The organism is Streptomonospora sediminis (assembly GCF_054778995.1).
In genome coordinates, this window is the sequence record NZ_BAAGYZ010000095.1 from 13,744 (window position 1) to 34,620 (window position 20,877).

Sequence of the window (20,877 nt, forward strand, 5' to 3'; positions counted from 1 at the left end):
CCGCGCTGCGGTGTCCCATGGCACCGAGGGTGCCCGATGCGGTCAACCGCGGCATGAAAACCGGATGAGAATCCGTTCATCTGCGCCGGTGGCCCGGCACGCGGGGGGCGCGGCGGGGCGGGCCGCAGGGGGGAGAAAAAAGGGCGCCGCCGCCGTTGCCGGCAGCGGCGCCCTATCCGGAAGGGCGAGGGTATCGGTGGTGCCCCTCAGGGCGCGTCGGGAATGGAGAACGCCGCCCAGACCACCTTTCCCTGCCCGTCGAGGATGTTCCAGCCCCAGTTGGAGCTGTAAGAGTCGATGAGGCGCAGTCCGCGCCCGCCTTCGCCGAAGCCGTCGGTCTCGTTCATCTGCGGCGAGACCCGGCTGGGGTCGAAGACCATGCAGGTGAGTTCGCCGTCGCTGCGCACCAGGCCGAACTGGATCGACCACTCCGAGATCATTCCGGAGGCAACGGGCGCGGCGTGCCGGCAGGCGTTGGTGACCAGTTCCGAGACGACCAGCCGGAGATCGCAGGAGAGGTCGGTCAGGCTCCAGTCGTCGAGCACGCCGCCGGCGAAGTCGCGCGCCTGTTTGACCGAGGCGGGGTGGAAGCCCAGGCCGCACACCGCGGTGAAGGGGCGGATGAAGTGCTCCCCCACCGGTAGCGGCGCCAGAGACAGCCCTTGCCAGCCTCCCGGGACGTCGCCCACACGCGCCGAGGGGACTCGGCCGCTGCTGGACTCCAGGAACAGGCCACCGGCTCTGAAGTGGGCAGAGTGCGCAGTCATCGCGCTCCTTGCGCTGTCGGGCTACTCGCACCGTACGGGTTCACTTGCACCCTTTCGCTCGTCACTTACAGACGTAAGCACGAATGCATGTGCAAAACGCAGTCTAGTGAGAAGAGCGCCGCGTGTCCTCCTCAGCGCCGTTCGTTATGAAAACTTAAGCGAACCGGCCGATCACCCATCCGTCCCACCCAAGGCACCCACCACATCATCGCAGCTCACCGTTCCAGGTCACGCCGAGCGTCCAGGAAAACCCGCCCCGCAGGGGCAAACCATCACCGAACAACGTTCGGAAACAGGGACCAAGGTCCCAATACCCACCAAACTTCGCAAGTTGTCACGTTCTGCACTCTTTGTCAGTTATCTCCGCAGTTAACATGGTTTACTGACGCAAGCACCTCTGCAAGCACATATGCACGTGCATCAGGTAGTCTCCCCGCGAGCCGTAAATGATCTTGGTGCCGCGGCCGGACCCGAAAGAGAGAGCACAGATGCAGCAGCCCTACAACGGCATCCCTGCCAGCAGCATCAGGGACGCCGTGTGGCGCAAGTCCGAGCTCAGCAATCCCAGTGGCAACTGCGTGGAAGTGGCCCGCCTGCCCGACGGCGCGATCGCAATGCGCAACTCGCGCCACCCGCACGGTCCCGCGCTGATCTACACCCCGGCCGAGATGAAGGCCTTCGTGCACGGGGCCAAGCGCGGCGAGTTCGACAACCTGACCGACTGACACGCCCGGAGCAAGGCGGCCCGGCGCGGGAGGCCTACAGCGCGACCCATCCCATAACGGGATGGCCGGCGCTACACGATCCGCCCCCGCCCCACATTGACCCCCGCCCTCCCCCTCCGGGGACGGCCGGGCCGACCTGACACCCGTGGACCGCGGCAGTGCGCGACGGCACCCAGCCCCCTGCTGCAGGAGTCCGCACGGCACCGGCGGCTCCACCGGCTCCGCTCACTCTTGTATGACTTCCGCGCGCACGCGCGCAGGATGCGCCCCGCACCGATACGTTCACAGCGCGATCAGCGACCGCCGCGCAAAACTCGGCGGAAATCCGTGGTTGTGTTCGGCATTGCCCACGAAATTCAATCGCCGCTTCTACATACTCCGCATGCGCGTACCCGACCGCGCCCCCGCGGTCTGCACCGGGGCCATTCCGGACCATGATCCACATGCGTCCTCAGCTGGTCACAGCGCGTATACCAACCGGTCGGCCGACCGCACATCCGGTCCTGTGCACCGCCCACGGCAATTGCCGTTACCGCCGGTATTCTGATTCACTGACCCGGTCAGCTCTTGGAGGGGCAAAATGGAGATAGCGCGGCCGGAAGAGGACGGTCCTCCGGCGAACGTACTCGCCCAGTCACGGGGCGGTCCCACAGTGTTGCGCATTCTACTCGGCACCCAGCTGCGGCGGCTGCGCACGGAAAAGGGCATCACACGGGAGGACGCCGGCTACGAGATCCGCGCCTCGCATGCCAAGATCAGCCGGCTGGAGCTCGGCCAGGTCAGTTTCAAGGAACGCGACGTCGCCGACCTGCTCACGCTCTACGGTGTCGAGGACACCGAGGAGCGCGGCACGCTGCTCTCCCTCGCCCGCCAGGCCAACAACCCCGGTTGGTGGCACAAGTACAGCGACGTGCTGCCGAACTGGTTCGAGGTCTACATCGGCCTGGAAGAGGCCGCCTCGATCATCCGCACTTATGAGCTCCAGTTCGTGCCCGGGCTGCTGCAGTCCGAAGAGTACGCGCGGGCGGTGATCATGCTCGGCCACGGCAATGCCCCTGTTGACGAGATCGACCGCCGGCTGAACCTGCGGCTCACCCGGCAGCAACGCATAACCGGCCCGAATGCGCCGCGGCTGTGGGCCGTCGTCGACGAAGCCGCGCTGCGCCGGCCGCTGGGCGGCACCCACGCCATGCGGGGCCAGTTGGAGCACCTCATCGAAATGGCCACGCTGCCCAACGTCACGCTGCAGATCGTGCCGTTCTCCCGGGGCGGGCACGCCGCTGCGGGCGGCCCCTTCAGCATCCTCCGGTTCACCGGTGCCGATCTTCCCGACGTGGTCTACCTGGAGCAGCTGACCAGCTCGGTCTACTTCGACAAGCCCGAAGAGACCGACCACTACATGGCCGTGATGGACCGGCTGTGCCTTGAGGCCGCACCGGCCTCGGAAACCCCTCGCTACCTCCGGCGCATCCTCGACGACCTCGGCTGAGCCGGCTGCGTTCCGCCTGCTGCGGCGGGGCGGGTGACCCGGTCACCTGCCCCGCCGCAGCAGTGTCTGCGCGCGGGCGCGCGCCCGCGCGCGTAGGCGGCTCCAAGGCCGGCCCCGCGACTCCGCCATCCCGCGCCTGCGCTGGGCCTCCGGCGAGCATCGCTCCAGGCGCGGCGCCGCGGCCGGTCACCAGCGCTTTTTCTGCTCCGGCGGGATTGACTTCCAGTTAGTCCGGAGTCCAAACTAATCCCAGCGCGGTCCAGCGGTGCACCCGGTCCGAACCCGGCGCGGACCCCGTACTCTGATCCCCCGATCACCGCAGTTTCGACGCGCTTGGAGGTCCGACGATGCTGGTCGCAGGTGTGGATTCGTCCACCCAGGGCACCAAGATCGTGGTACGCCGTGCGGACACCGGCGCGCTGGTGCGGCGCGCGCAGGCTCCCCACCCCGACGGAACCGAGATCGACCCGCAGATCTGGTGGCAGGCCCTGCTCGACGCCTGCGGCGGCGGCCTCCTCGACGATGTCGCCGCGATCGGCGTCGGCGCCCAGCAGCACGGCATGGTCACCGTCGACGGCGCCGGCAAGGTCGTACGCCCGGCGCTGCTGTGGAACGACACCCGCTCGGCCGGCGCCGCCCAGGACCTCATCGCCGAACTCGGCGGCCCCGCCGAGTGGGCCAAGGCGGTGGGCAGCGTCCCCGTTGCGAGCCTGACCGTCACCAAGCTGAGGTGGCTGGCCGAGCACGAACCCGCCAACGCCGCCCGCGCCGAGCAGGTCATGCTCCCCCACGACTGGCTCACCTGGCGGCTGCGCGGCGGCACCGACCCCGTCACCGACCGCGGCGACGCCTCGGGCACCGGCTACTTCGCCACCGGCGAGGGCACCTACCGCCCCGACCTGCTGCGCAGGGCCTTCGGCCGCGACCTGGGTGTGCCGCGGGTGGCCCGGCCCGCGGAGAACGCGGGCGCCGTGCAGGTACCCGGCCTGCCGGCGATCGGCGCCGTGGCCGCGGGAACCGGCGACAACATGGCCGCCGCCCTGGGCTTGGAGGCCCAGCCGGGCGACGTGGTGGTGTCCCTGGGCACCTCGGGCACCGCGTTCGCCGTGGCCGAGAACCCGGTCTCCGACGCGTCGGGCCTGGTCACCGGATTCGCTGATGCGACCGGCCGGTTCCTGCCGCTGGTCGCCACGCTCAACGCCGCCCGCGTCCTCGACGCCGGGGCGCGGATGCTCGGCACGGACCTGGAGGAGTTCGGCCGCCTCGCGCTGTCGGCCGAGCCCGGCGCCGAAGGCCTGACCCTGCTGCCTTACCTCGACGGCGAGCGCACCCCCAACCTGCCCGAGGCCGCCGGGCGGCTCGACGGCATGACCCGCGCCAACCTGCACCCCGCGGCCATCGCCCGCGCGTTCGTCGAGGGCATGCTCTGCGGCCTGGCCGACGCCGTGGACGCGCTGACCGCGCAGGGGGTACCGGTGCACCGGGTACTGCTGATCGGCGGCGCCGCGCGCTCGGCGGCGGTGCGGGCGGTCGCCCCCCAGGTGCTGGGCCGGCCGGTGGTCGTGCCCGAACCCGGCGAGTACGTCGCCGACGGCGCCGCGCGCCAGGCCGCCTGGGTGCTGGCCGGCACCGCCGAACCGCCGCAGTGGGCCGGCCCGGGCGATGCCGAGGTCTACGAAGCCGACCCCGCTCCCCTGGTCCGCGAACGCTATGCCCAGGCGCGCAGCGCCCTTGTCTGACGAACCCGCCACGGGGACCGGAGCGGTCCCCCGTCGATAGTTGAGCGAGGACCCACGATGAACGATTACCAGCCCGTCCCCGAGGACAAGTTCGCCTTCGGCCTGTGGACGGTGGGTTGGCGCGGCGTCAACACCTTCGGTGAGCCGGTGCGCCCGGTGCTGGACCCCGTCGAGGCCGTCCGCCGCCTTGCCGACCTGGGCGCCTACGGCGTCACCTTCCACGACGACGACCTCATCCCGCCCGGCAGCGACGCCGCCACCCGCGCCCAGGTGATCAAGCGCTTCCGCGGTGCGCTGGACGACACCGGCCTGGCGGTGCCGACGCTCACCACCAACCTGTTCAGCGACCCGGTCTTCCGCGACGGCGGGTTCACCTCCAACAGCCGCGACGTGCGGCGCTACGCCATCCGCAAGGTCATCCGCAACATCGACCTGGCCGCGGAGATGGGCGCGCAGACCTATGTGTGCTGGGGCGGCCAGGACGGCGCCGAGACCGAGGCCGGCAAGGACGACCGCGCGGCGCTGGAGCGCCTGCGCGAGACGTTCAACATCCTCTGCGAGTACGTGTCCGAGCAGGGCTACGGGCTGCGGTTCGCGCTGGAGCCCAAGCCCAACGAGCCGCGCGGCGACGTGCTGCTGCCCACCGTGGGGCACGCGCTGGCGTTCATCAACGAGCTGGACCGCCCGGAGATGGTGGGGGTCAACCCCGAGGTCGGCCACGAGCAGATGGCCGGGCTCAACTTCGTGCACGGCATCGCCCAGGCGCTGTGGCACGACAAGCTCTACCACATCGACCTCAACGGCCAGCGCGGTGTGAAGTACGACCAGGACCTGCGCTTCGGCGCCGGCGACCTGAAGGAGGCCTTCTTCCTGGTCGACCTGCTGGAGAACGGCGGCTACACCGGGCCGCGGCACTTCGACTTCAAGCCGCCGCGGACCGAGGACATGGACGGTGTGTGGGCCTCGGCCGCGGGCTGCATGCGCAACTACCTGATCCTGCGCGAGCGGGCGAAGTCCTTCCGCGCCGACCCCGAGGTGGCCGCGGCGCTGGAGGCCTCGCGTGTGGCCGAGCTGGCGGTGCCCACCCTCGGCGAGGGCGAGTCGGTCGCCGACCTGCTCACCGAAGAGCTGGACCTGGCCGCGGCCGGCGAGCGCGGCTACGCCTTCGAGCACCTGGACCAGCTGGCGCTGGACCACCTGATGGGCGTGCGCTAACCGGCACGGTTCACCGGCGGCGCCGGCCGGAGGGGCTACCGCTCCCCCGGGCCGGCGCCGCCGCTGTGTTTCAGGCCGGGACCGCTGACCGGCCGATACCGCGGCGCAGGCGGGTGAACGGGCGGGGGCGGTTCATGGCCGCGGCCGCGACCGCCGCGCCGCCGCGCTCGTAGACCGCGGCGAACGAGCGCTCGCCGAACGAACCCTCGACGATGCGCACGGTGTCGCCCGGCCGGGTCCGGCCCGCGAACTGCAGCCGCACCCCGTACTGGTCGGACCAGAAGTAGGGGGTGCGGCGGTACTCCTGGACGGTGCCGCCCGCCAGCAGGTTGGCGACCGCCACCGGGGGCTGGTCGGTGGCCGCGGTCCAGTGCTCGGCGCGGGTGCCCCCGCCGCCGGGGCCGCGCAGCCGCGCAACGTCGCCGACCGCGGCCACGCCCCCGGCCGCGGTGAGCAGACCCGGGCCGCAGACGATCCCGTCGTCGAGTTCGAGGCCGGATCCAGCCAGCCATCCGGTGTTGGGCCGGGCGCCGATGCCCATGACCACCACGTCGGCGGGCACCAGCGTGCCGTCGGCGAGTTCGACCCCGTCGACCCGGCCCTCGCCGCGGAGCCCGCTGACCGGCGTGCCGCACAGCAGCCGCACCCCGTTGTCGGCGTGCAGAGCCGCGCAGGTGCCCGCCACCTCGGCGCCCAGCACCGGCTCCAGCGGAACACCCACGGCCTCGATGACCGTGGTGTCCAGGCCCAGCGCCGAGCACGAGGACGCGATCTCGGCCCCGATGAACGAACCGCCGATGACCGCCACGCGCGGCGATCCGGTGGTGAGCCGGCCGCGCAGCGCGGTGGCGTCGGCGAGGGTCCGCAGCACGTGCACACCCTCCAGGCCGGCCGTTCGGGGCAACCGGTTGGGCACCGAGCCGGTGGCGGCGACCACGGCGTCGGCGGTGACCTCGGTGCCGTCGTCCAGGGCGATGGCGCGCCGGGCGGTGTCGAGTCCGGTGGCGCGCACTCCCAGGAGCCAGTCGATGTCCAGGTCGGCTTCGTCGTCGCTGTCGAGGAGGGCGATGTCGTCGGCCTCGACCTTGCCCAGCAGGAAGTCCTTGGACAACGGCGGGCGGTCGTAGGGCGGGGCGGCTTCCTCGCCGATCACGGTCAGCCGGCCGTCGAACCCCTGCTCGCGCAGCGCGCGGGCGGCCGACAGGCCGGCGAGGGACGCGCCGACGACGGCCACCGCCCTCATGCGGCGCCCCCTGCGAAGGCCTCGGCCGGCACCGATGCGTGCACGTATACGCAGCCGTCCTCGACGCTGACCGGGTAGGTGCGCACCGGCCGCTTGGCGGGCAGGCACGTGGGCGCGCCGGTCCGCAGGTCGAACGCTGCTTCGTGCAGCGGGCACTCGATGAAGCAGCCCTCCAGGTAGCCGTCGGAGAGGGACGCGTTCTGGTGGGTGCAGGTGTCGTCGACCGCATAGATCTCGCCGTCGGCGTTGAACACTGCGATGGGCACATGGGCCATCACCCGCAGCGATTCCCCCTGGGGCAGATCTTCCAGGTGGCAGGCGTAGATCATTACATCTCCTCTTGGTTCGCCGGAAATGCTGGTTGTGCTCAGATGCGCCCCGGGCACCCGCCACCCGGGACGGGGCACTGCCGAGCCCCCACCGCCCGCGCGCGGTACCAGGGAGTCCGGAAAGCGGGCGGGATGTAGGAGCCTCGGCGGAAACGCCACAACGGAAGAGGTTTGAACGGGGAAGATCATCGTCCCCTAATGCGCAACTGGACGCCTATCACGCAACAGTCTCGGCTGCACTCCCAGGCCGCGTCAAGCCCCGCAAAGCCCTACTGCTCAGCAACTTCCACGAAATATTCGTTAACAGTCAGGGGCTTGACGCAGCCCCGCCGCGACTTCAATCTGTTGATAATCACGCAGTGCTGTGCATGATGTGCAACCACTCTCGGGTTGCCAGCTGCCGTTGCGAAGGGGATTGCCGCAGATGAGTACCGTCGCCGCTGCCGGACCGCCGCCCCACACCCGCCCCACCCCGCATCCGCGCGTCGTCGTCATCGGCGCCGGGATCGTCGGCTGCGCACTGGCCGACGAACTGACCAGCCGGGGCTGGAGCGACGTCACCGTCCTCGAACAGGGACCGCTCTTCGCCACCGGCGGGTCCAGCTCCCACGCGCCCGGCCTGGTGTTCCGGACGAACGCGTCCAAGACGATGACCGCCTTCGCCTCCTACACCGTCGAGAAGTTCTCCCGCCTCAGCCTCGACGGGCAGTGGTGCTTCCGCCCAGTGGGCGGCCTGGAGATCGCCACTACCCCGCAGCGCTGGGACGATCTCCACCGCAAGCTCGGCCTGGCCCGGTCCTGGGGGCTGCGCGCCGAACTGGTCGGGCCCCGCGAGTGCGCGCGCATGTGGCCCATGCTCGACCCGGCCCAGGTCCTGGGCGGGCTGTACACCCCCGACGACGGCCTGGCCAAGAGCGTGCGCGCCGGCGAGGCTCAAGCGCGGGCGGCCATGGCGCGCGGTGCGGACTTCCGGGAGCACCACACGGTCGTCGGCATCGAAAGCGCCGGCGGCCGGGTGACCGGTGTCGTCACCGACCAGGGCACTTTCCCCGCCGACATCGCGGTATCGGCCGCCGGGTTCTGGGGTCCGGCGATCGGCCGGATGGCGGGGGTGCCGGTGCCGCTGCTGCCGATGGCCCACCAGTACGCCTACACCGCGCCCGTCGACGGGGTCGACAACCCGCCCGAGCTGGAGGCCGCCCGCCCGCTGCTGCGCCACCAGGACCGCGACCTCTACTTCCGCGAGCACGGCGACCGCATCGGCATCGGCTCCTACGCCCACCGCCCGCTCCCGGTGCGCCTGGACGACATCGCCGAACCGGGCCGGGCCGCGGTCATGCCCTCGATGCTGGAGTTCACCGCCGCCGACTTCGAGGCGAGCTGGCAGGACAGTGTGCAGCTGCTGCCGGCGCTGGCCGACTCCAAGGTCGAAGAGGGATTCAACGGAGTCTTCTCCTTCACCCCCGACGGCATGCCGCTGCTGGGCGAGTCGCGGCGGCTGCGCGGCTTCTGGCTGGCCGAGGCGGTATGGGTCACCCACTCGGCGGGCGCGGCCAAGGCCGTCGCCGAATGGATCACCGAGGGCCGCACGGAAACCGACGTGCACGAGTGCGATGTGCACCGGTTCGAGGACGCCCAGCTCGCGCCCGCCTATGTCGCCGACCGCGGCAAGCAGAGTTTCGTCGAGGTCTACGACATCGTCCACCCGCTGCAGCCGATGGAGCACCCGCGGCCGCTGCGCACCAGCCCCTTTTACCCGCGCCAGCGCGAGCTGGGCGCGTTCTTCCTGGAGGGCGGCGGCTGGGAGCGGCCGCACTGGTACGAGGCCAACGCGCACCTGCCCCAACCCGCGGGCGGGCCGGCCGAGCGGGACTCCTGGTCGGCCCGCTACTGGTCGCCCATTGCCGATGCCGAGGCCCGCGCCACCCGCGAGGGTGTCGCGCTGTACGACATGACCCCGCTGAAGCGGCTGGAGGTCAGCGGACCCGGTTCGCTGGCGTTCCTGCAGCGCATGACGACCAACCAGATCGACCGCAAACCCGGCGCGGTGGCCTACACTCTGCTGCTCGACCCCGGCGGCGGGGTGCGCAGCGACCTGACCGTGGCCCGGTTGGGCGAGGACTCCTTCCAGGTCGGGGTCAGCAGCAACCTCGACGTCGACTGGCTCACCACCAACCTGCCCGGCGACGGGTCGGTGGTGCTGCGCGAGATCACCGCGGGCACCTGCTGCATCGGGGTGTGGGGGCCGCTGGCCCGCGACCTGGTGCAGCCGCTCAGCGGCGATGACCTCTCCCACAAGGGCTTCGGGTTCTTCAAGGCCCGCAACATCCACATCGGGCACGTGCCGGTGCTCGCGATGCGCGTGTCCTATGTCGGCGAACTCGGCTGGGAGCTTTACGCCGGCGCCGATGTGGGGCTGCGGCTGTGGGACACGCTGTGGGAGGCCGGCCGCGGCCTGGGGGCCGTCGCCGCGGGGCGCAGCGCCTTCAACAGCCTGCGTTTGGAGAAGGGCTACCGGCTGGCGGGCACCGACATGACCACCGAGCACGACCCTTACGAGGCCGGGCTGGGCTTCGCAGTGCGGCTGGACAAGGGCGACTTCGTCGGCCGGGACGCCGCCGCGGCCGCCGCCGAACGCGAACCGCGGCGCAGGTTGGGCTGCCTGACCCTGGACGACCCGGCACGCGTGGTCATGGGCCGCGAACCCGTGCTGGTCGGCGGGAACCCGGCCGGCTACGTCACCAGCGCCGCCTACAGCACCACTCTCGGCCGCACCATCGCTTATGCCTGGCTGCCCGCCGAGGCCGCCGCCCCCGGCACCGCCGTGCAGGTGGAGTACTTCGGCGAACCGCTGGGAGCCACCGTCGCCGCAGAACCCCTGGTCGACCCGGACATGGCACGCATCCGCCGCTGACCGCCCCTTCCCGCCGCGCAGGAGGCATCACCATGGACAGCTCCTATGACGTCGCCGTAATCGGCCTGGGCGCCATGGGCAGCGCCGCCGCCTACCACCTGGCAGCGCGCGGTCAGCGCGTGCTGGGTCTGGAACGCCACGGCCCCGCCCACGACCGCGGATCCAGCCACGGCGGATCGCGCATCATCCGCCAGGCCTACTTCGAACACCCCGACTACGTCCCGCTGCTGCTGCGCGCCTACGAGCTGTGGGAGGCGCTGGAGCAGGACACCGCCGCCGACCTGATGCGCCAGACCGGCGCGCTCATGGTGGGCCGGCCCGACAGCCGCACGGTTTCCGGCAGCCGCGAATCCGCCCGCCGGTGGGGGCTGCCGCACGAGATGCTGGAGGCCGCCGAGATCCGCCGCCGGTTCCCCACCATGGCGCCGCGCCCCGACGAGGTGGGGCTGTACGAGGGGCGCGGCGGGTTCGTCCGGCCCGAGGCGACCGTGCGGGCCCACCTCTCGCTGGCCGACCAGGCAGGCGCCGACCTGCATTTCACCGAACCCGCCGAGTCCTGGACCGCCCTGCCCGGCGGCGAGGGGGTGCGCATCACCACCGGCCAAGGGGTCTACACCGCCGACCGGTTGGTGGTGTGCCCCGGCGCGTGGGCGCCGCGCGTGCTCGCCGATTTGGGCGTGGAGTTCACGGTCGAGCGCCAGGTGCAGTACTGGTTCGCCCCGCGCGGTGGCACCGCGGCCTTCTCGCCGCAGCGCCACCCGGTCTACGTGTGGGAGGACCCGCTGGGCGTGCAGGTCTACGGTTTCCCCGCCTACGAGGGCGCCCAGGGCGGGGTCAAGACCGCTTTCTTCCGCCGCGGGAGCCCGTGCACGCCCGAGGACCTCGACCGCGAGATCCATCCGCAGGAGGTCGCCGCGATCTCCGACCACCTGGCCCAGCGGCTACCCGACCTGCCCGGCCGCTTCCTGTACGGGGCCGCCTGCATGTACACCACCACCGCCGACGAGCACTTCGTGGTCGCGAACCACCCCGAGCACCCCCAGGTCACCGTGGCCTGCGGGTTCTCCGGGCACGGGTTCAAGTTCACCCCGGTGATCGGCGAGATCGCCGCCGACCTGGCCACGACCGGGACCACCGCCCACCCCATCGACCTGTTCGATCCCCGGACCCGCCGCGCCGCAGCGACACAGCACGAGGTGACCCGATGACAGCAGTCCAGCAACCGGCGGCCGGTCCGGCCGCCGAATCGGCCGCGAGCCTGGTGCCCACTCTGCCCGGGCACTACTACACCGATCCCGCGGTGTTCGCGCGCGAGCAGGAGCACATCTTCGAGGCCCGGTGGTTCTGCGCGGTCCGCAGCGCCGACCTGCACCGGCCCGGCGCGTTCCGCACCGCAACGGTCGGCCGCGAGAGCGTCCTGTTCACCCGCAACCGGTCGGGGACCGTGCGGGCGTTCCTCAACGTGTGCCGCCACCGCGGGGCACAGGTGTGCACCGCCGAGTCCGGCGAGGTCCGGCGCTCCCTGCAGTGCCCCTACCACGCCTGGACCTACGACCTGGACGGGCGCCTGGTGGCCGCGCCCAACATGTCCCACATGCCCGATATCAGCCGCGAGGAGCGCGGCCTCATCGGGGTGCACGTGCGGGAGTGGCTGGGCTATGTGTGGGTGTGCCTGGCCGACGAGCCGCCGTCCTTCGCCGCCACCGTGCAGGACGTGGTGGCGGGGCGGCTCGGCGACAGCGCGGCCATCGACAGCTACGGCGTCGACGGCCTGGCCCTGGGCCGGCGGATCCGCTACGACGTGGCGGCCAACTGGAAGCTCGTCATTGAGAACTTCATGGAGTGCTACCACTGCGGCACCATCCACCCCGAACTGACCGACGTGCTGCCCGAGTTCGCCGAGGGCTACGCATCGCAGTACTACGTCGGGCACGGGGCGGAGTTCGGTGCCGAGGTCGCCGGGTTCACCGTCGACGGCAGCGCGGGCTTCGGCCGGCTCGACGGGGTCGGCGACGAACAGGACCGCCGCTACTACGCGATGACCGTACCGCCGCAGGTGTTCCTCAACCTGGTCCCCGACCACGTCATCATGCACCGGATGTTCCCGATGGCGGCCGACCGCACGGTCATCGAGTGCGACTGGCTCTACAGCCCGGAGGTGGTGGAGTCCGGCGCCGACCTGTCCCGCTCGGTGGAACTGTTCGACCGGGTGAACCGGCAGGACTTCGACGCCTGCGAGCGGTGCCAGCCGGCGATGGGCTCGCGTGCCTACCGCAGCGGCGGCGTGCTGGTGCCGGTGGAGCACCACATCGCCGGATTCCACTCCTGGGTCGCCGGATTGCTGGGCGAACCCGGAGCCGAACCCGGCCGCTGAACCCGCGCCCGGCCCCGGGGCCCGGTTCCGGCCCGCCCCGGGGCCGGGACCCGGGGCCGGGGCGGGCGGCTCCGCGCCCGCGGCCACAAGCGCCCCAACCCCGGGGAACGCCCGCCCCGCACGGCTTTCGTCGCTTCTGAGACACCTGCCCGAAACCTGTGCGACCGGTTCCCGCCGCCCTCCGGCGCGACAATCCAGGCCGGATGTTCGACAGCGCCGCGCCCCGCTCACGCGCGACGGGCAGGGAAAAGCCGGGGAAGCGGATGAAGCGCATCGGTGCACTGGTGGTGCCCGCGCTGGTCATGGCGGCGGTGGTCCTCAGCGCCGCCGCGCCCCGCTCCCCGGCGACGAGCAGGGAGAGGCCGGGAAAGCGGATGAGACGCGTCGGTGCACTGGTGGTGTCCGCGCTGCTCGTGGCGGGGGTGATCGTCGCGGTGGTGTGGAACTGGCGCAGCGGGATCGCCACCACCACGGTCACCGGGGTGATCGGTTCGGAGAAAGCCGCCTACTTCGCCGACCCCGATGTGGTCGCCCGCCTGGAGGAACTCGGCTACACAACCGATATCCGCACCGGCGGCTCGCGCGAGATCGCAACGACCGACCTCGACGGGGTCGACTTCGCCTTCCCCAGCAGCGACCCCTCGGCCGAGGTACTGCAGCGCAACAACAAGGTCGAACGCCAGTACCGGCCGTTCTACTCGCCGATGGTCGTACTGAGCTACCGCCCGGTCGTCACCGCGCTGGAGGAGGCCGGAGTGGCCGCCAAGGCCGACGACGGCACCTGGCAGCTGGACATGTCGGCCTACCTCGACCTCACCGCCGAACGCACCCGCTGGCGCGACCTGCCCGGCGACCCCATCGGCTCCGGGCGCGGCGAAGTGCTGATCCGCACCACCGACCCGCGCACCTCCAACTCGGCGGCGATGTACCTGGTCGTCACCAGCTACCTGCTCAACGGCGAAGAGGTCGTGCAGAACACCGATCCCGAACCGGACCTGGCCGACGAGGCCGCCCGGCTCTTCGTGGCCCAGGGCAGCCCGCCGGAAAGCTCCCAGCAGCCCTTTGACGAATTCGTGGCGCTGGGCGCCGGCCACACCCCTCTGCTGTGGGCCTATGAGTCGCAGTACATCACCGCGCGCACCGGCAGCGGGCTGCCCGACGACGTCGTGCTGCTCTACCCCGGCCCCACCACCGTCGCCACCCACACCCTGCTGCCCCTGACCGAGGACGGCGGCCGGCTCGGCAAGCTGCTGACCGAGGACCCGCGGTTGCAGCGGCTCGCGGTCGAGCACGGCTTCCGCACCACCGACACCAAGCAGTTCACCGACCTGGTGCAGCAGCAGGACCTGCCGGTGCGCGACCAGGTCGCCGACGTCATCAGCGCGCCCACCTACGAGGTGGTGGAAGGGCTCATCTCCGCGGTCGAGGAGCGCTACAGCGCCGGCGGGCTGCCCGGTCCCAGCAAGGACGACGGCGCCGGTGCCGGCCCCGGTACGGCCGGTGGCACGGAAGCCGAAGCGGACACAAGCACAGTCACAGACACAAACACAGACGAGGACGCAGACGCGGACGCGGCGTCGGACGCCGGAAGCGGCGACCGCGGACAGAACGGGGACGCATGACCGCCGAACCACCGCTGACACCCCCCGACGACGACCTCGTGCTCACCCCGCCCGAACCGGTCGAACCGGTGCGCCCCGAACGCGCCAAGACGCTGGTGCCCATCGACGACGGCAAGCGCGCCGAACTGGCCGAACGCGCCGAGGGCTACGTGGCGTCGCTGGCCGGTGTGGACCCCCGATCACCGGAGTTCCTCACCAAGATCGGCGACATCACCGGGCTGGGCGAATCCGAGATGCGGGCCGCGGCCCAGTCGTCCAACCGGATGCTGCAGCGCTCGGTCGCCGCACTGTCGGGGGCCCGCGGCGAGGGCGCCGACGCCCAGCAGCGGGTCGGCGAAGGCCTGGTGGAGCTGCGCCGGACCGTCGAAGACCTCGACCCCAAGGACACCGGCCGGTCGCCGGGGCGCAAACTGCTGTCGCTGCTGCCCTTCGGCAACTCGGTGCGCGACCTGGTCAGCCGCTACCAATCGGCCGAAACCAGCCTGAACCGGATCGTCGCCGCCCTGCGCTCGGGCCAGGACGAACTGCGCCGCGACAACGCCGCCCTGCACAACGAGCGCGCCCGGCTCTGGGAGACCATGAACCGGCTGCAGGAGTACGCCGTGCTGGCCGAGGCCCTCGACGCGGCCGTGCGGGAGCGGGTGGACGCCGCCGAGGCCACCGACCCAGACACCGCCGCGCGGCTCAAATCCGACGTGCTGTTCCCCGTCCGCCAGCGCAACCAGGACCTGCTCACCCAGCTCGCGGTGTGCGTACAGGGCTACCTCGCGCTGGACACGGTCCGCCGCGGCAACGACGAACTGATCAAAGGCGTCGACCGCGCCGCCACCACGACCGTCTCGGCGCTGCGGGTGGCCGTCACCCTCGCCCAGGCGCTGGCCAACCAGAAGCGGGTCACCCAGCAGGTCGACGCGCTGCGCAGCACCACCGAGGACATCATCGCCGCCAACTCCGAGATGATCGGCGCCCAGAGCGAGGACATCCAGCGCATCGCCGCCGACCCCGCCGTGGGCGTGGAGACGCTGCGCGCCTCCTTCCGGCGCATCTACGCCGCAATCGACAAGATCGACCACTTCAAGGAGCAGGCCGTGGAGAACATGGCCATCACCACCGAGGCGCTGCGCAGCGAACTGGAGACCGCCACGGCCTATGTCGAGCGCAGCCGGCGCCCCAGCGAGCTGGACGGATGAGCGCCGTGGGCGGTTCCCGGGCACGCCGGCAGCGGCGCGCGGCGGGTGCGGCACCGCTGGCGGCTGCGGCGGCGCTGGTCGCGGCCGCGGCCGGGTGCACCTGGGGCGAGGACGACCCCTTCACCGGCCCGGGCGAAGCGGGCGAACTGCGGGTGCTGGCGGGCAGCGAGATCAAGGACCTGCAGCCGCTGCTGAAGCGTGCGGAAGAGGAGACCGGTGTCACCGTGCACCTGGAGTACACCGGCACCCTGGAGGGGGTCGACCAGGTCGTCTCGGGTGCGGCCGCCGAGCGCTACGACGCCGTGTGGTTCTCCTCCAACCGCTACCTCAACCTGCTTCCCGAGGGCGACAGTGCGCTGCGCAGCGAAACCCCGGTCATGGCCTCGCCGGTGGTGATGGCCGTGACCGAATCCAGCGCCGAGGAGCTGGGCTGGTCCGGCGGCGCCAAGGTCACCTGGGCCGACATCGCCGACGCCGCCGCGAAGGGCGATCTGCGGTTCGGGATGACCAACCCGGCGGCGTCCAACTCCGGGTTCAGCGCGCTGATCGGGGTGGCTTCGGCGCTGTCCGATACCGGGACGGCGCTGCGCAGCTCCGACATCGCCGAGGTCACGCCCCAGCTCAAGGAGTTCTTCTCCGGCCAGCAGCTCACCTCGGGCTCTTCGGGCTGGCTGGCCGACGCCTACGTGCGCGGCGCGGGCGGCGGCGGTTCGCAGGCGCGACTGGACGGGCTGGTCAACTACGAGTCGGTGCTGCTGTCGCTGAACGAGTCGGGCGACCTGCCCGAACCGCTCACGCTGATCTACCCCGAGGACGGCGCGGTGACAGCCGACTACCCGTTGTCGCTGCTGGACTCCGCCGGCGATGACGTCGCCGACGGCTACGACAGGCTGGTGGAGCACCTGATGTCGCCGCAGGTGCAGCAGGAGATCAGCGAGACCACGCACCGCCGGCCCCTCGCGCCCGGGGCGGCCGGTACCGGCTCCGGAACCCGGTACCCCACGGTGACCGAACTGCCGTTCCCGGCCCGAGAGCAGGTCGCCACGGACCTGATCGAGGCCTACTTCGACGAGATCCGCCGGCCCGCGCGCACGCTGTACGTGCTCGACGTCTCCGGCTCCATGCGGGGCGGCCGCATCGAGGACATGCGGGCGGCGATGGACACCCTGACCGGTGGCGACAGCGACTCGGTGAGCGGGCGGTTCCAGCGCTTCTACGCCCGCGAACGCGTCACGCTGCTGCCGTTCGAGAGCACCGTGGGCGAGGGGCGGACGTTCACGGTGCCCCCGGAGCAGCCCGGTCCGGTGCTGGCCGACATCCGCGAGACCGTCGCCGGGTTGGACGCCGACGGCGGCACCGCCGGCTACGACGCGCTGGATGCCGCCTTCGACCGGCTCGCCGACGAGTCCGGCGGCGGGGACCGGTTCACCTCGATCGTGCTGATGACCGACGGCGAGGTGAACGCGGGCATGTCGCTGGAGGAGTTCACGACCGCGCACAAGGGGTACCCGGCCGAGCTGCGCAGCGTTCCGGTGTTCCCGGTGGTGTTCGGCGAGTCCGACCCCGCCGAGATGGAGGAGCTGGCCGGCCTCACCGGCGGACGCGCCTTCGACGCCCGCGACGACTCCCTCGACCAGGCGTTCCGGGAGATCCGTGGCTACCAGTGACGGCGGCCGCGGCAGGCGGGCGGCGCGGGCGGCCGGCCGCTACCTCACGTCGACGCGCAACCTGGTCGGTGCCCTGGGCGGGCTCGCCGGGCTGGCGCTGGCCTTCACCGGCCTGCTGGACGCCTGGTGGCCGCTGGGGGTGGCCGCGCTGTACACGGCCGGGGCGCTGGTGGCGCCGGGGGAGAAGGTGCTGCTGACGGAGTCGGCAGGTGTCGAGCTGCGCAACAGCCTGGGCGAGCTGAGCGGTCGGCTGGCCGCCCGGCAGCAGCGGCTGCCGGCGGAGGCGGTCGAGCGCTTCGCGCGCATGCGGGGCAAGCTCGGTGACCTGCTCGACCGCGAGGCGGCGCTGGCGGCCGACCCCGAGGCGGGCTACGAGCTGGACCGCATCATCCGCCGCGACCTGCCCGAAGCGTTCGAGGCGTACCTGAACGTGCCGTGGCGGTTCCAGTCCTCGCTGCGGTTGCCGGGGGTCACATCGGCCGCCGACCAGCTGCGCGAGCAGCTCGAACTGCTGGAGCAGGGGGTCGACGACACTGCGGCCCGGCTGCTGGAGGCAGATGCCCGGCGCCAGCAGGACCACACCACCTATCTCCGCCAGCGCAGCCGCCGCAGCGGGCTCGCCCCGGACGGGGGCGGAGACGGCGCTGCGGGCGGGGACGGTGCGGCGGAGCACGCTGCAGGCGGCGAGCAAAGCGAGGGCGTCGGGGACGGTGCGGACGGCCCCGGCGGCGCAGACCGCCAGGACCGCCAGGGCCGGTAAGTCCGCCGCGGGGTTCAGCCGCCGTGGTCCGGGCGCGTTTCCCGCTGCCCCGGCCGGGTGCGGGACTCCACCAGCCAGTCCAGTGCCTGCCGGCCGCGCACAACGGGGGTGCTCAGCGTGCCGACGCCGGTTATCTCGATGTCCACGACGTCGCCGGGTTCGAGGGTGAAGTCCATGCCGGGCACGATGCCGGTCCCGGTGGCGAGCACGGCACCGTCGGGGAACGGGTTGCCGGCGAAGAGGTAGGAGACCAGCTCCTCGGAGGAGCGGCGCAGCGCCGAAAGGGCGACCTCGCCGGAGAACGCCTCGTGCCCGCCGCGGGTGATGCCCATCCGCACTTGGCCGGAGCGCACATCGGGGACCTCCCAGGCCGGCACGATGTAGCGGCCCAGTGCGCAGGCGCCCGCATAGACCTTGGCCTGCGGCAGGTAGAGGGCGTTCTCGCCTTCGATCGAGCGGGAGCTGACGTCGTCGCAGACCCCGTATCCGACGACCTCGCCGTAGGCGTTGATGTAGAGCGCGAGTTCGGGTTCGGGGACGTTGAGCTCGGAGTCGGCGCGGATCCCGATCGGCTCGCCGTCGGTGACCACCCGCCAGGCCACCGACTTGAAGAACAGCTCGGGGCGTTGTGCGTCGTAGACCCGGTCGTAGAGGTCGGCGCTGTCGCTCTCCTCGCCGCGGGCCTGGCGGGAGCGCTCGTAGGTGACGCCGCTCGCCCACACCTCGGTGCCGCCGTCGGGGGGAGGCAGCGGTACCGCCTCGCCGAGCCGCCCGGTGGGCTGTTCGGCGGATGCGGCGTCCACCAGCTCCCGGATTTCGGCCAACGGCCTGCGCAGTAGGTCGGCCATGCTGTCCACGCCGGAGAGGGGGCGCAGCAGGCCATCGTCATCGTCGCCGAGGCCGACGCGCACGCGCCCCTCGGTGTCGGCGAACCGGATAATCCCGCGCACTGTTCGCATCCTTCCTTGACTTACGTTCAAGATATAGAACAATGGACGACATGTTGAACGTAGCATCGGCGGGGTGCCCCCGTACATCGGTCGGGGAAAGGGATTCGGCCCGCGCCGCAACTGCCGAGGAGGACCAGCGATGACCAGCGACGACGACAGCGGACCCGCCGAAAAGGACCGCCGCAGCACGCACTGGTTCGGCGCCAAGGGCCGATCCGGCATGCTCTACCGCTCCTGGATGCGCAACCAGGGCCACAGCGACGAGGTCTTCGACGGCCGCCCCGTCATCGGGATCGCCGTCTCCGGTTCGGAACTGGCCCCCTGCAACGCCCACCTCTCCCGCGTCGCCGAATCGGTCAAGCGGGGCGTGTGGCAGGCCGGCGGATTCCCGCTGGAGTTCCCGGTGATGGCCCTCGGCGAGACCGTGCTGCGGCCCACCGCCATGCTCTACCGCAACCTCCTGGCCATGGAGGCCGAGGAACTGATGCGGGCCAACCCCCTCGACGGGGTGGTGCTGCTGTCGGGCTGCGACAAGACCACACCGGGCCTGCTGATGGCCGCGGCCAGCACCGACCTGCCCTCGCTCATGATCACCGGCGGGCCGATGCTCAACGGCAAGTTCCGCGGCGAGGACATCGGCTCGGGCACCCACGTGTGGAAGTTCGAAGCGGAGGTGCGCGCCGGGCGGATGTCCGAGGCCGACTGCGCCTTCGCCGAGTCGTGCATGTCCCGCTCCAACGGGCACTGCATGACCATGGGCACGGCCTCGACCATGGCCTGCATGGCCGAGGCGCTGGGCATGCAGCCGCCCTACGCGGCCACCTGGCCGGCGGTCGACGCCCGCCGCTACGCCGCCGCGCAGACCTCCGGGCGGCGCATCGTGGAAATGGTGGAGCAGGATGTGCGGCCCTCGTCCATCATGACCCGCGAAGCCTTCGAGAACGCCATCCGGGTCAACGCCGCGATCGGCGGGTCCACCAACGCGGTGATCCACCTGCTGGCCATCGCCGGGCGGCTCGGGGTGGAGCTCGAACTGGACGACTTCGACGTGCTGGCGCGCGAAGTGCCCACCCTGCTGGACCTGATGCCCAGCGGCCGGTTCCTGATGGAGGACTTCTGCTACGCGGGCGGGCTGCCCGCCGTCATCGCCGAACTGGGCGACCTGCTGCACACCGGCGCGCCCACGGTCACCGGCGAACCCATCGGGGAGGCCGCGCGCACCGCCGAATGCCACAACCGCGAGGTCATCCGGCCCCGCACCGACCCCATGCAACCCGCGGGCACCGGCACAGCGGTGCTGCGCGGCAACCTCGCCCCTGACGGCGCGGTGGTCAAGCAGTCCGCGGCCAGTCCGCATCTGCTCGAACACCGCGGCCGGGCGCTCGTCTTCGACTCGCCCGAGCAGTACCACGCGGTGGCCGAGGACCCCGACCTGGACGTCGACGCCGACACCGTCCTGGTGCTGCGCAATTGCGGCCCGGCCGGTTATCCGGGCATGCCCGAGGTCAGCAACGTCCCGCTGCCGTCCAAGGTGCTGGCCCAGGGCGTGGAGGACATGGTGCGCATCTGCGACGGGCGGATGTCGGGCACCGCCTACGGGACCGTGGTGCTGCACACCGCGCCCGAAGCGGCGGTGGGCGGGCCGCTGGCGCTGGTGCGCGACGGCGACGAGATCAGCCTGGACGTGCCGGCGCGCTCGCTGACCCTGCACGTCGACGACGCCGAACTCCAGCGCCGCCGCGACGAGTGGACCCCGCCCCGGCCGCACTCCGACCGCGGCTGGACCAGGCTCTACACCGAACGCGTACTCCAGGCCGACCGCGGCGCCGACCTGGACTTCCTGGTGGGCTCCAGCGGCCACGGCATCCCGCGCGAGTCGCACTAGCAGCGGCG

16 protein-coding genes are annotated in these 20,877 nt (G+C 71.7%); 12 read left to right on the plus strand and 4 right to left on the minus strand.

All coding sequences use genetic code 11. From position 1 onward, the window contains the following. Positions 1-206: 206 nt before the first annotated feature. Complete coding sequence (locus ACYVD5_RS18240; RefSeq protein WP_461002275.1) at positions 207-767, minus strand: ATP-binding protein; 561 nt, start codon at positions 765-767, stop codon at positions 207-209. Positions 768-1,255: 488 nt separating this feature from the next. Here ACYVD5_RS18240 and ACYVD5_RS18245 point away from each other — a divergent pair, with 488 nt between their 5' ends. The 4 genes from ACYVD5_RS18245 to xylA all read left to right on the plus strand — a co-directional run bounded on the left by ACYVD5_RS18245 (position 1,256) and on the right by xylA (position 5,935). Beyond that, a complete protein-coding gene (locus tag ACYVD5_RS18245) occupies positions 1,256-1,492 on the plus strand; it encodes a DUF397 domain-containing protein (protein ID WP_461002276.1) in 237 nt (78 codons plus the stop codon). Positions 1,493-2,072: 580 nt separating this feature from the next. After that, a complete protein-coding gene (locus ACYVD5_RS18250) occupies positions 2,073-2,981 on the plus strand; it encodes a helix-turn-helix domain-containing protein (RefSeq protein WP_461002277.1) in 909 nt (302 codons plus the stop codon). A gap of 347 nt (positions 2,982-3,328) precedes the next feature. Continuing rightward, positions 3,329-4,720, plus strand: coding sequence for a xylulokinase (xylB, locus tag ACYVD5_RS18255; RefSeq protein ID WP_461002278.1), 1,392 nt, complete (start codon positions 3,329-3,331; stop codon positions 4,718-4,720). A 57-nt stretch (positions 4,721-4,777) separates the two neighbouring features. Next, positions 4,778-5,935 carry a xylose isomerase gene (gene xylA, locus ACYVD5_RS18260; protein WP_461002279.1) on the plus strand — a complete coding sequence of 386 codons (1,158 nt, stop codon included), beginning with the start codon at positions 4,778-4,780 and terminating at the stop codon, positions 5,933-5,935. Positions 5,936-6,005: 70 nt separating this feature from the next. Here the strand turns inward: xylA and ACYVD5_RS18265 are convergent, their stop codons facing one another. Together ACYVD5_RS18265 and ACYVD5_RS18270 are read right to left on the minus strand one after the other, a co-directional pair. Continuing rightward, the gene (locus tag ACYVD5_RS18265) at positions 6,006-7,178 is read right to left on the minus strand and encodes an NAD(P)/FAD-dependent oxidoreductase (protein ID WP_461002280.1); all 1,173 of its coding nucleotides are present in this window, start codon (positions 7,176-7,178) and stop codon (positions 6,006-6,008) included. Further along, the gene (locus ACYVD5_RS18270; protein WP_461002281.1) at positions 7,175-7,507 is read right to left on the minus strand and encodes a bifunctional 3-phenylpropionate/cinnamic acid dioxygenase ferredoxin subunit; all 333 of its coding nucleotides are present in this window, start codon (positions 7,505-7,507) and stop codon (positions 7,175-7,177) included. The genes ACYVD5_RS18265 and ACYVD5_RS18270 overlap by 4 nt, the downstream gene beginning before the upstream one ends. A gap of 424 nt (positions 7,508-7,931) precedes the next feature. Between ACYVD5_RS18270 and ACYVD5_RS18275 the strand changes: the two genes are divergently transcribed. The 7 genes from ACYVD5_RS18275 to ACYVD5_RS18305 all read left to right on the plus strand — a co-directional run bounded on the left by ACYVD5_RS18275 (position 7,932) and on the right by ACYVD5_RS18305 (position 18,034). Beyond that, positions 7,932-10,421 carry a GcvT family protein gene (locus tag ACYVD5_RS18275; RefSeq protein WP_461002282.1) on the plus strand — a complete coding sequence of 830 codons (2,490 nt, stop codon included), beginning with the start codon at positions 7,932-7,934 and terminating at the stop codon, positions 10,419-10,421. A gap of 32 nt (positions 10,422-10,453) precedes the next feature. Continuing rightward, positions 10,454-11,629 carry an N-methyl-L-tryptophan oxidase gene (gene solA, locus ACYVD5_RS18280; protein ID WP_461002283.1) on the plus strand — a complete coding sequence of 392 codons (1,176 nt, stop codon included), beginning with the start codon at positions 10,454-10,456 and terminating at the stop codon, positions 11,627-11,629. Then, positions 11,626-12,795, plus strand: coding sequence for an aromatic ring-hydroxylating oxygenase subunit alpha (locus ACYVD5_RS18285; protein WP_461002284.1), 1,170 nt, complete (start codon positions 11,626-11,628; stop codon positions 12,793-12,795). Before solA ends, ACYVD5_RS18285 begins: the two co-directional genes overlap by 4 nt. A 263-nt stretch (positions 12,796-13,058) precedes the next feature. After that, entirely contained in the window at positions 13,059-14,417 is a 1,359-nt protein-coding gene (locus ACYVD5_RS18290; protein WP_461002285.1) for a hypothetical protein, read from the plus strand. Continuing rightward, positions 14,414-15,607 (plus strand): toxic anion resistance protein, encoded by a 1,194-nt coding sequence (locus tag ACYVD5_RS18295; protein WP_461002286.1) that lies wholly within the window; start codon positions 14,414-14,416, stop codon positions 15,605-15,607. Before ACYVD5_RS18290 ends, ACYVD5_RS18295 begins: the two co-directional genes overlap by 4 nt. Beyond that, on the plus strand, positions 15,604-17,274 hold the full coding sequence (locus ACYVD5_RS18300) for a substrate-binding domain-containing protein (RefSeq protein ID WP_461002287.1): 1,671 nt from the start codon (positions 15,604-15,606) through the stop codon (positions 17,272-17,274). Before ACYVD5_RS18295 ends, ACYVD5_RS18300 begins: the two co-directional genes overlap by 4 nt. Beyond that, a complete protein-coding gene (locus tag ACYVD5_RS18305) occupies positions 17,261-18,034 on the plus strand; it encodes a hypothetical protein (RefSeq protein WP_461002288.1) in 774 nt (257 codons plus the stop codon). The genes ACYVD5_RS18300 and ACYVD5_RS18305 overlap by 14 nt, the downstream gene beginning before the upstream one ends. A 14-nt stretch (positions 18,035-18,048) precedes the next feature. Here the strand turns inward: ACYVD5_RS18305 and ACYVD5_RS18310 are convergent, their stop codons facing one another. Further along, the gene (locus ACYVD5_RS18310) at positions 18,049-18,984 is read right to left on the minus strand and encodes a fumarylacetoacetate hydrolase family protein (protein ID WP_461002289.1); all 936 of its coding nucleotides are present in this window, start codon (positions 18,982-18,984) and stop codon (positions 18,049-18,051) included. A 139-nt stretch (positions 18,985-19,123) separates the two neighbouring features. Between ACYVD5_RS18310 and ACYVD5_RS18315 the strand changes: the two genes are divergently transcribed. Then, positions 19,124-20,869: an IlvD/Edd family dehydratase gene (locus ACYVD5_RS18315; RefSeq protein WP_461002290.1), complete on the plus strand. Its 1,746-nt coding sequence runs from the start codon at positions 19,124-19,126 to the stop codon at positions 20,867-20,869. Positions 20,870-20,877: the final 8 nt, after the last annotated feature.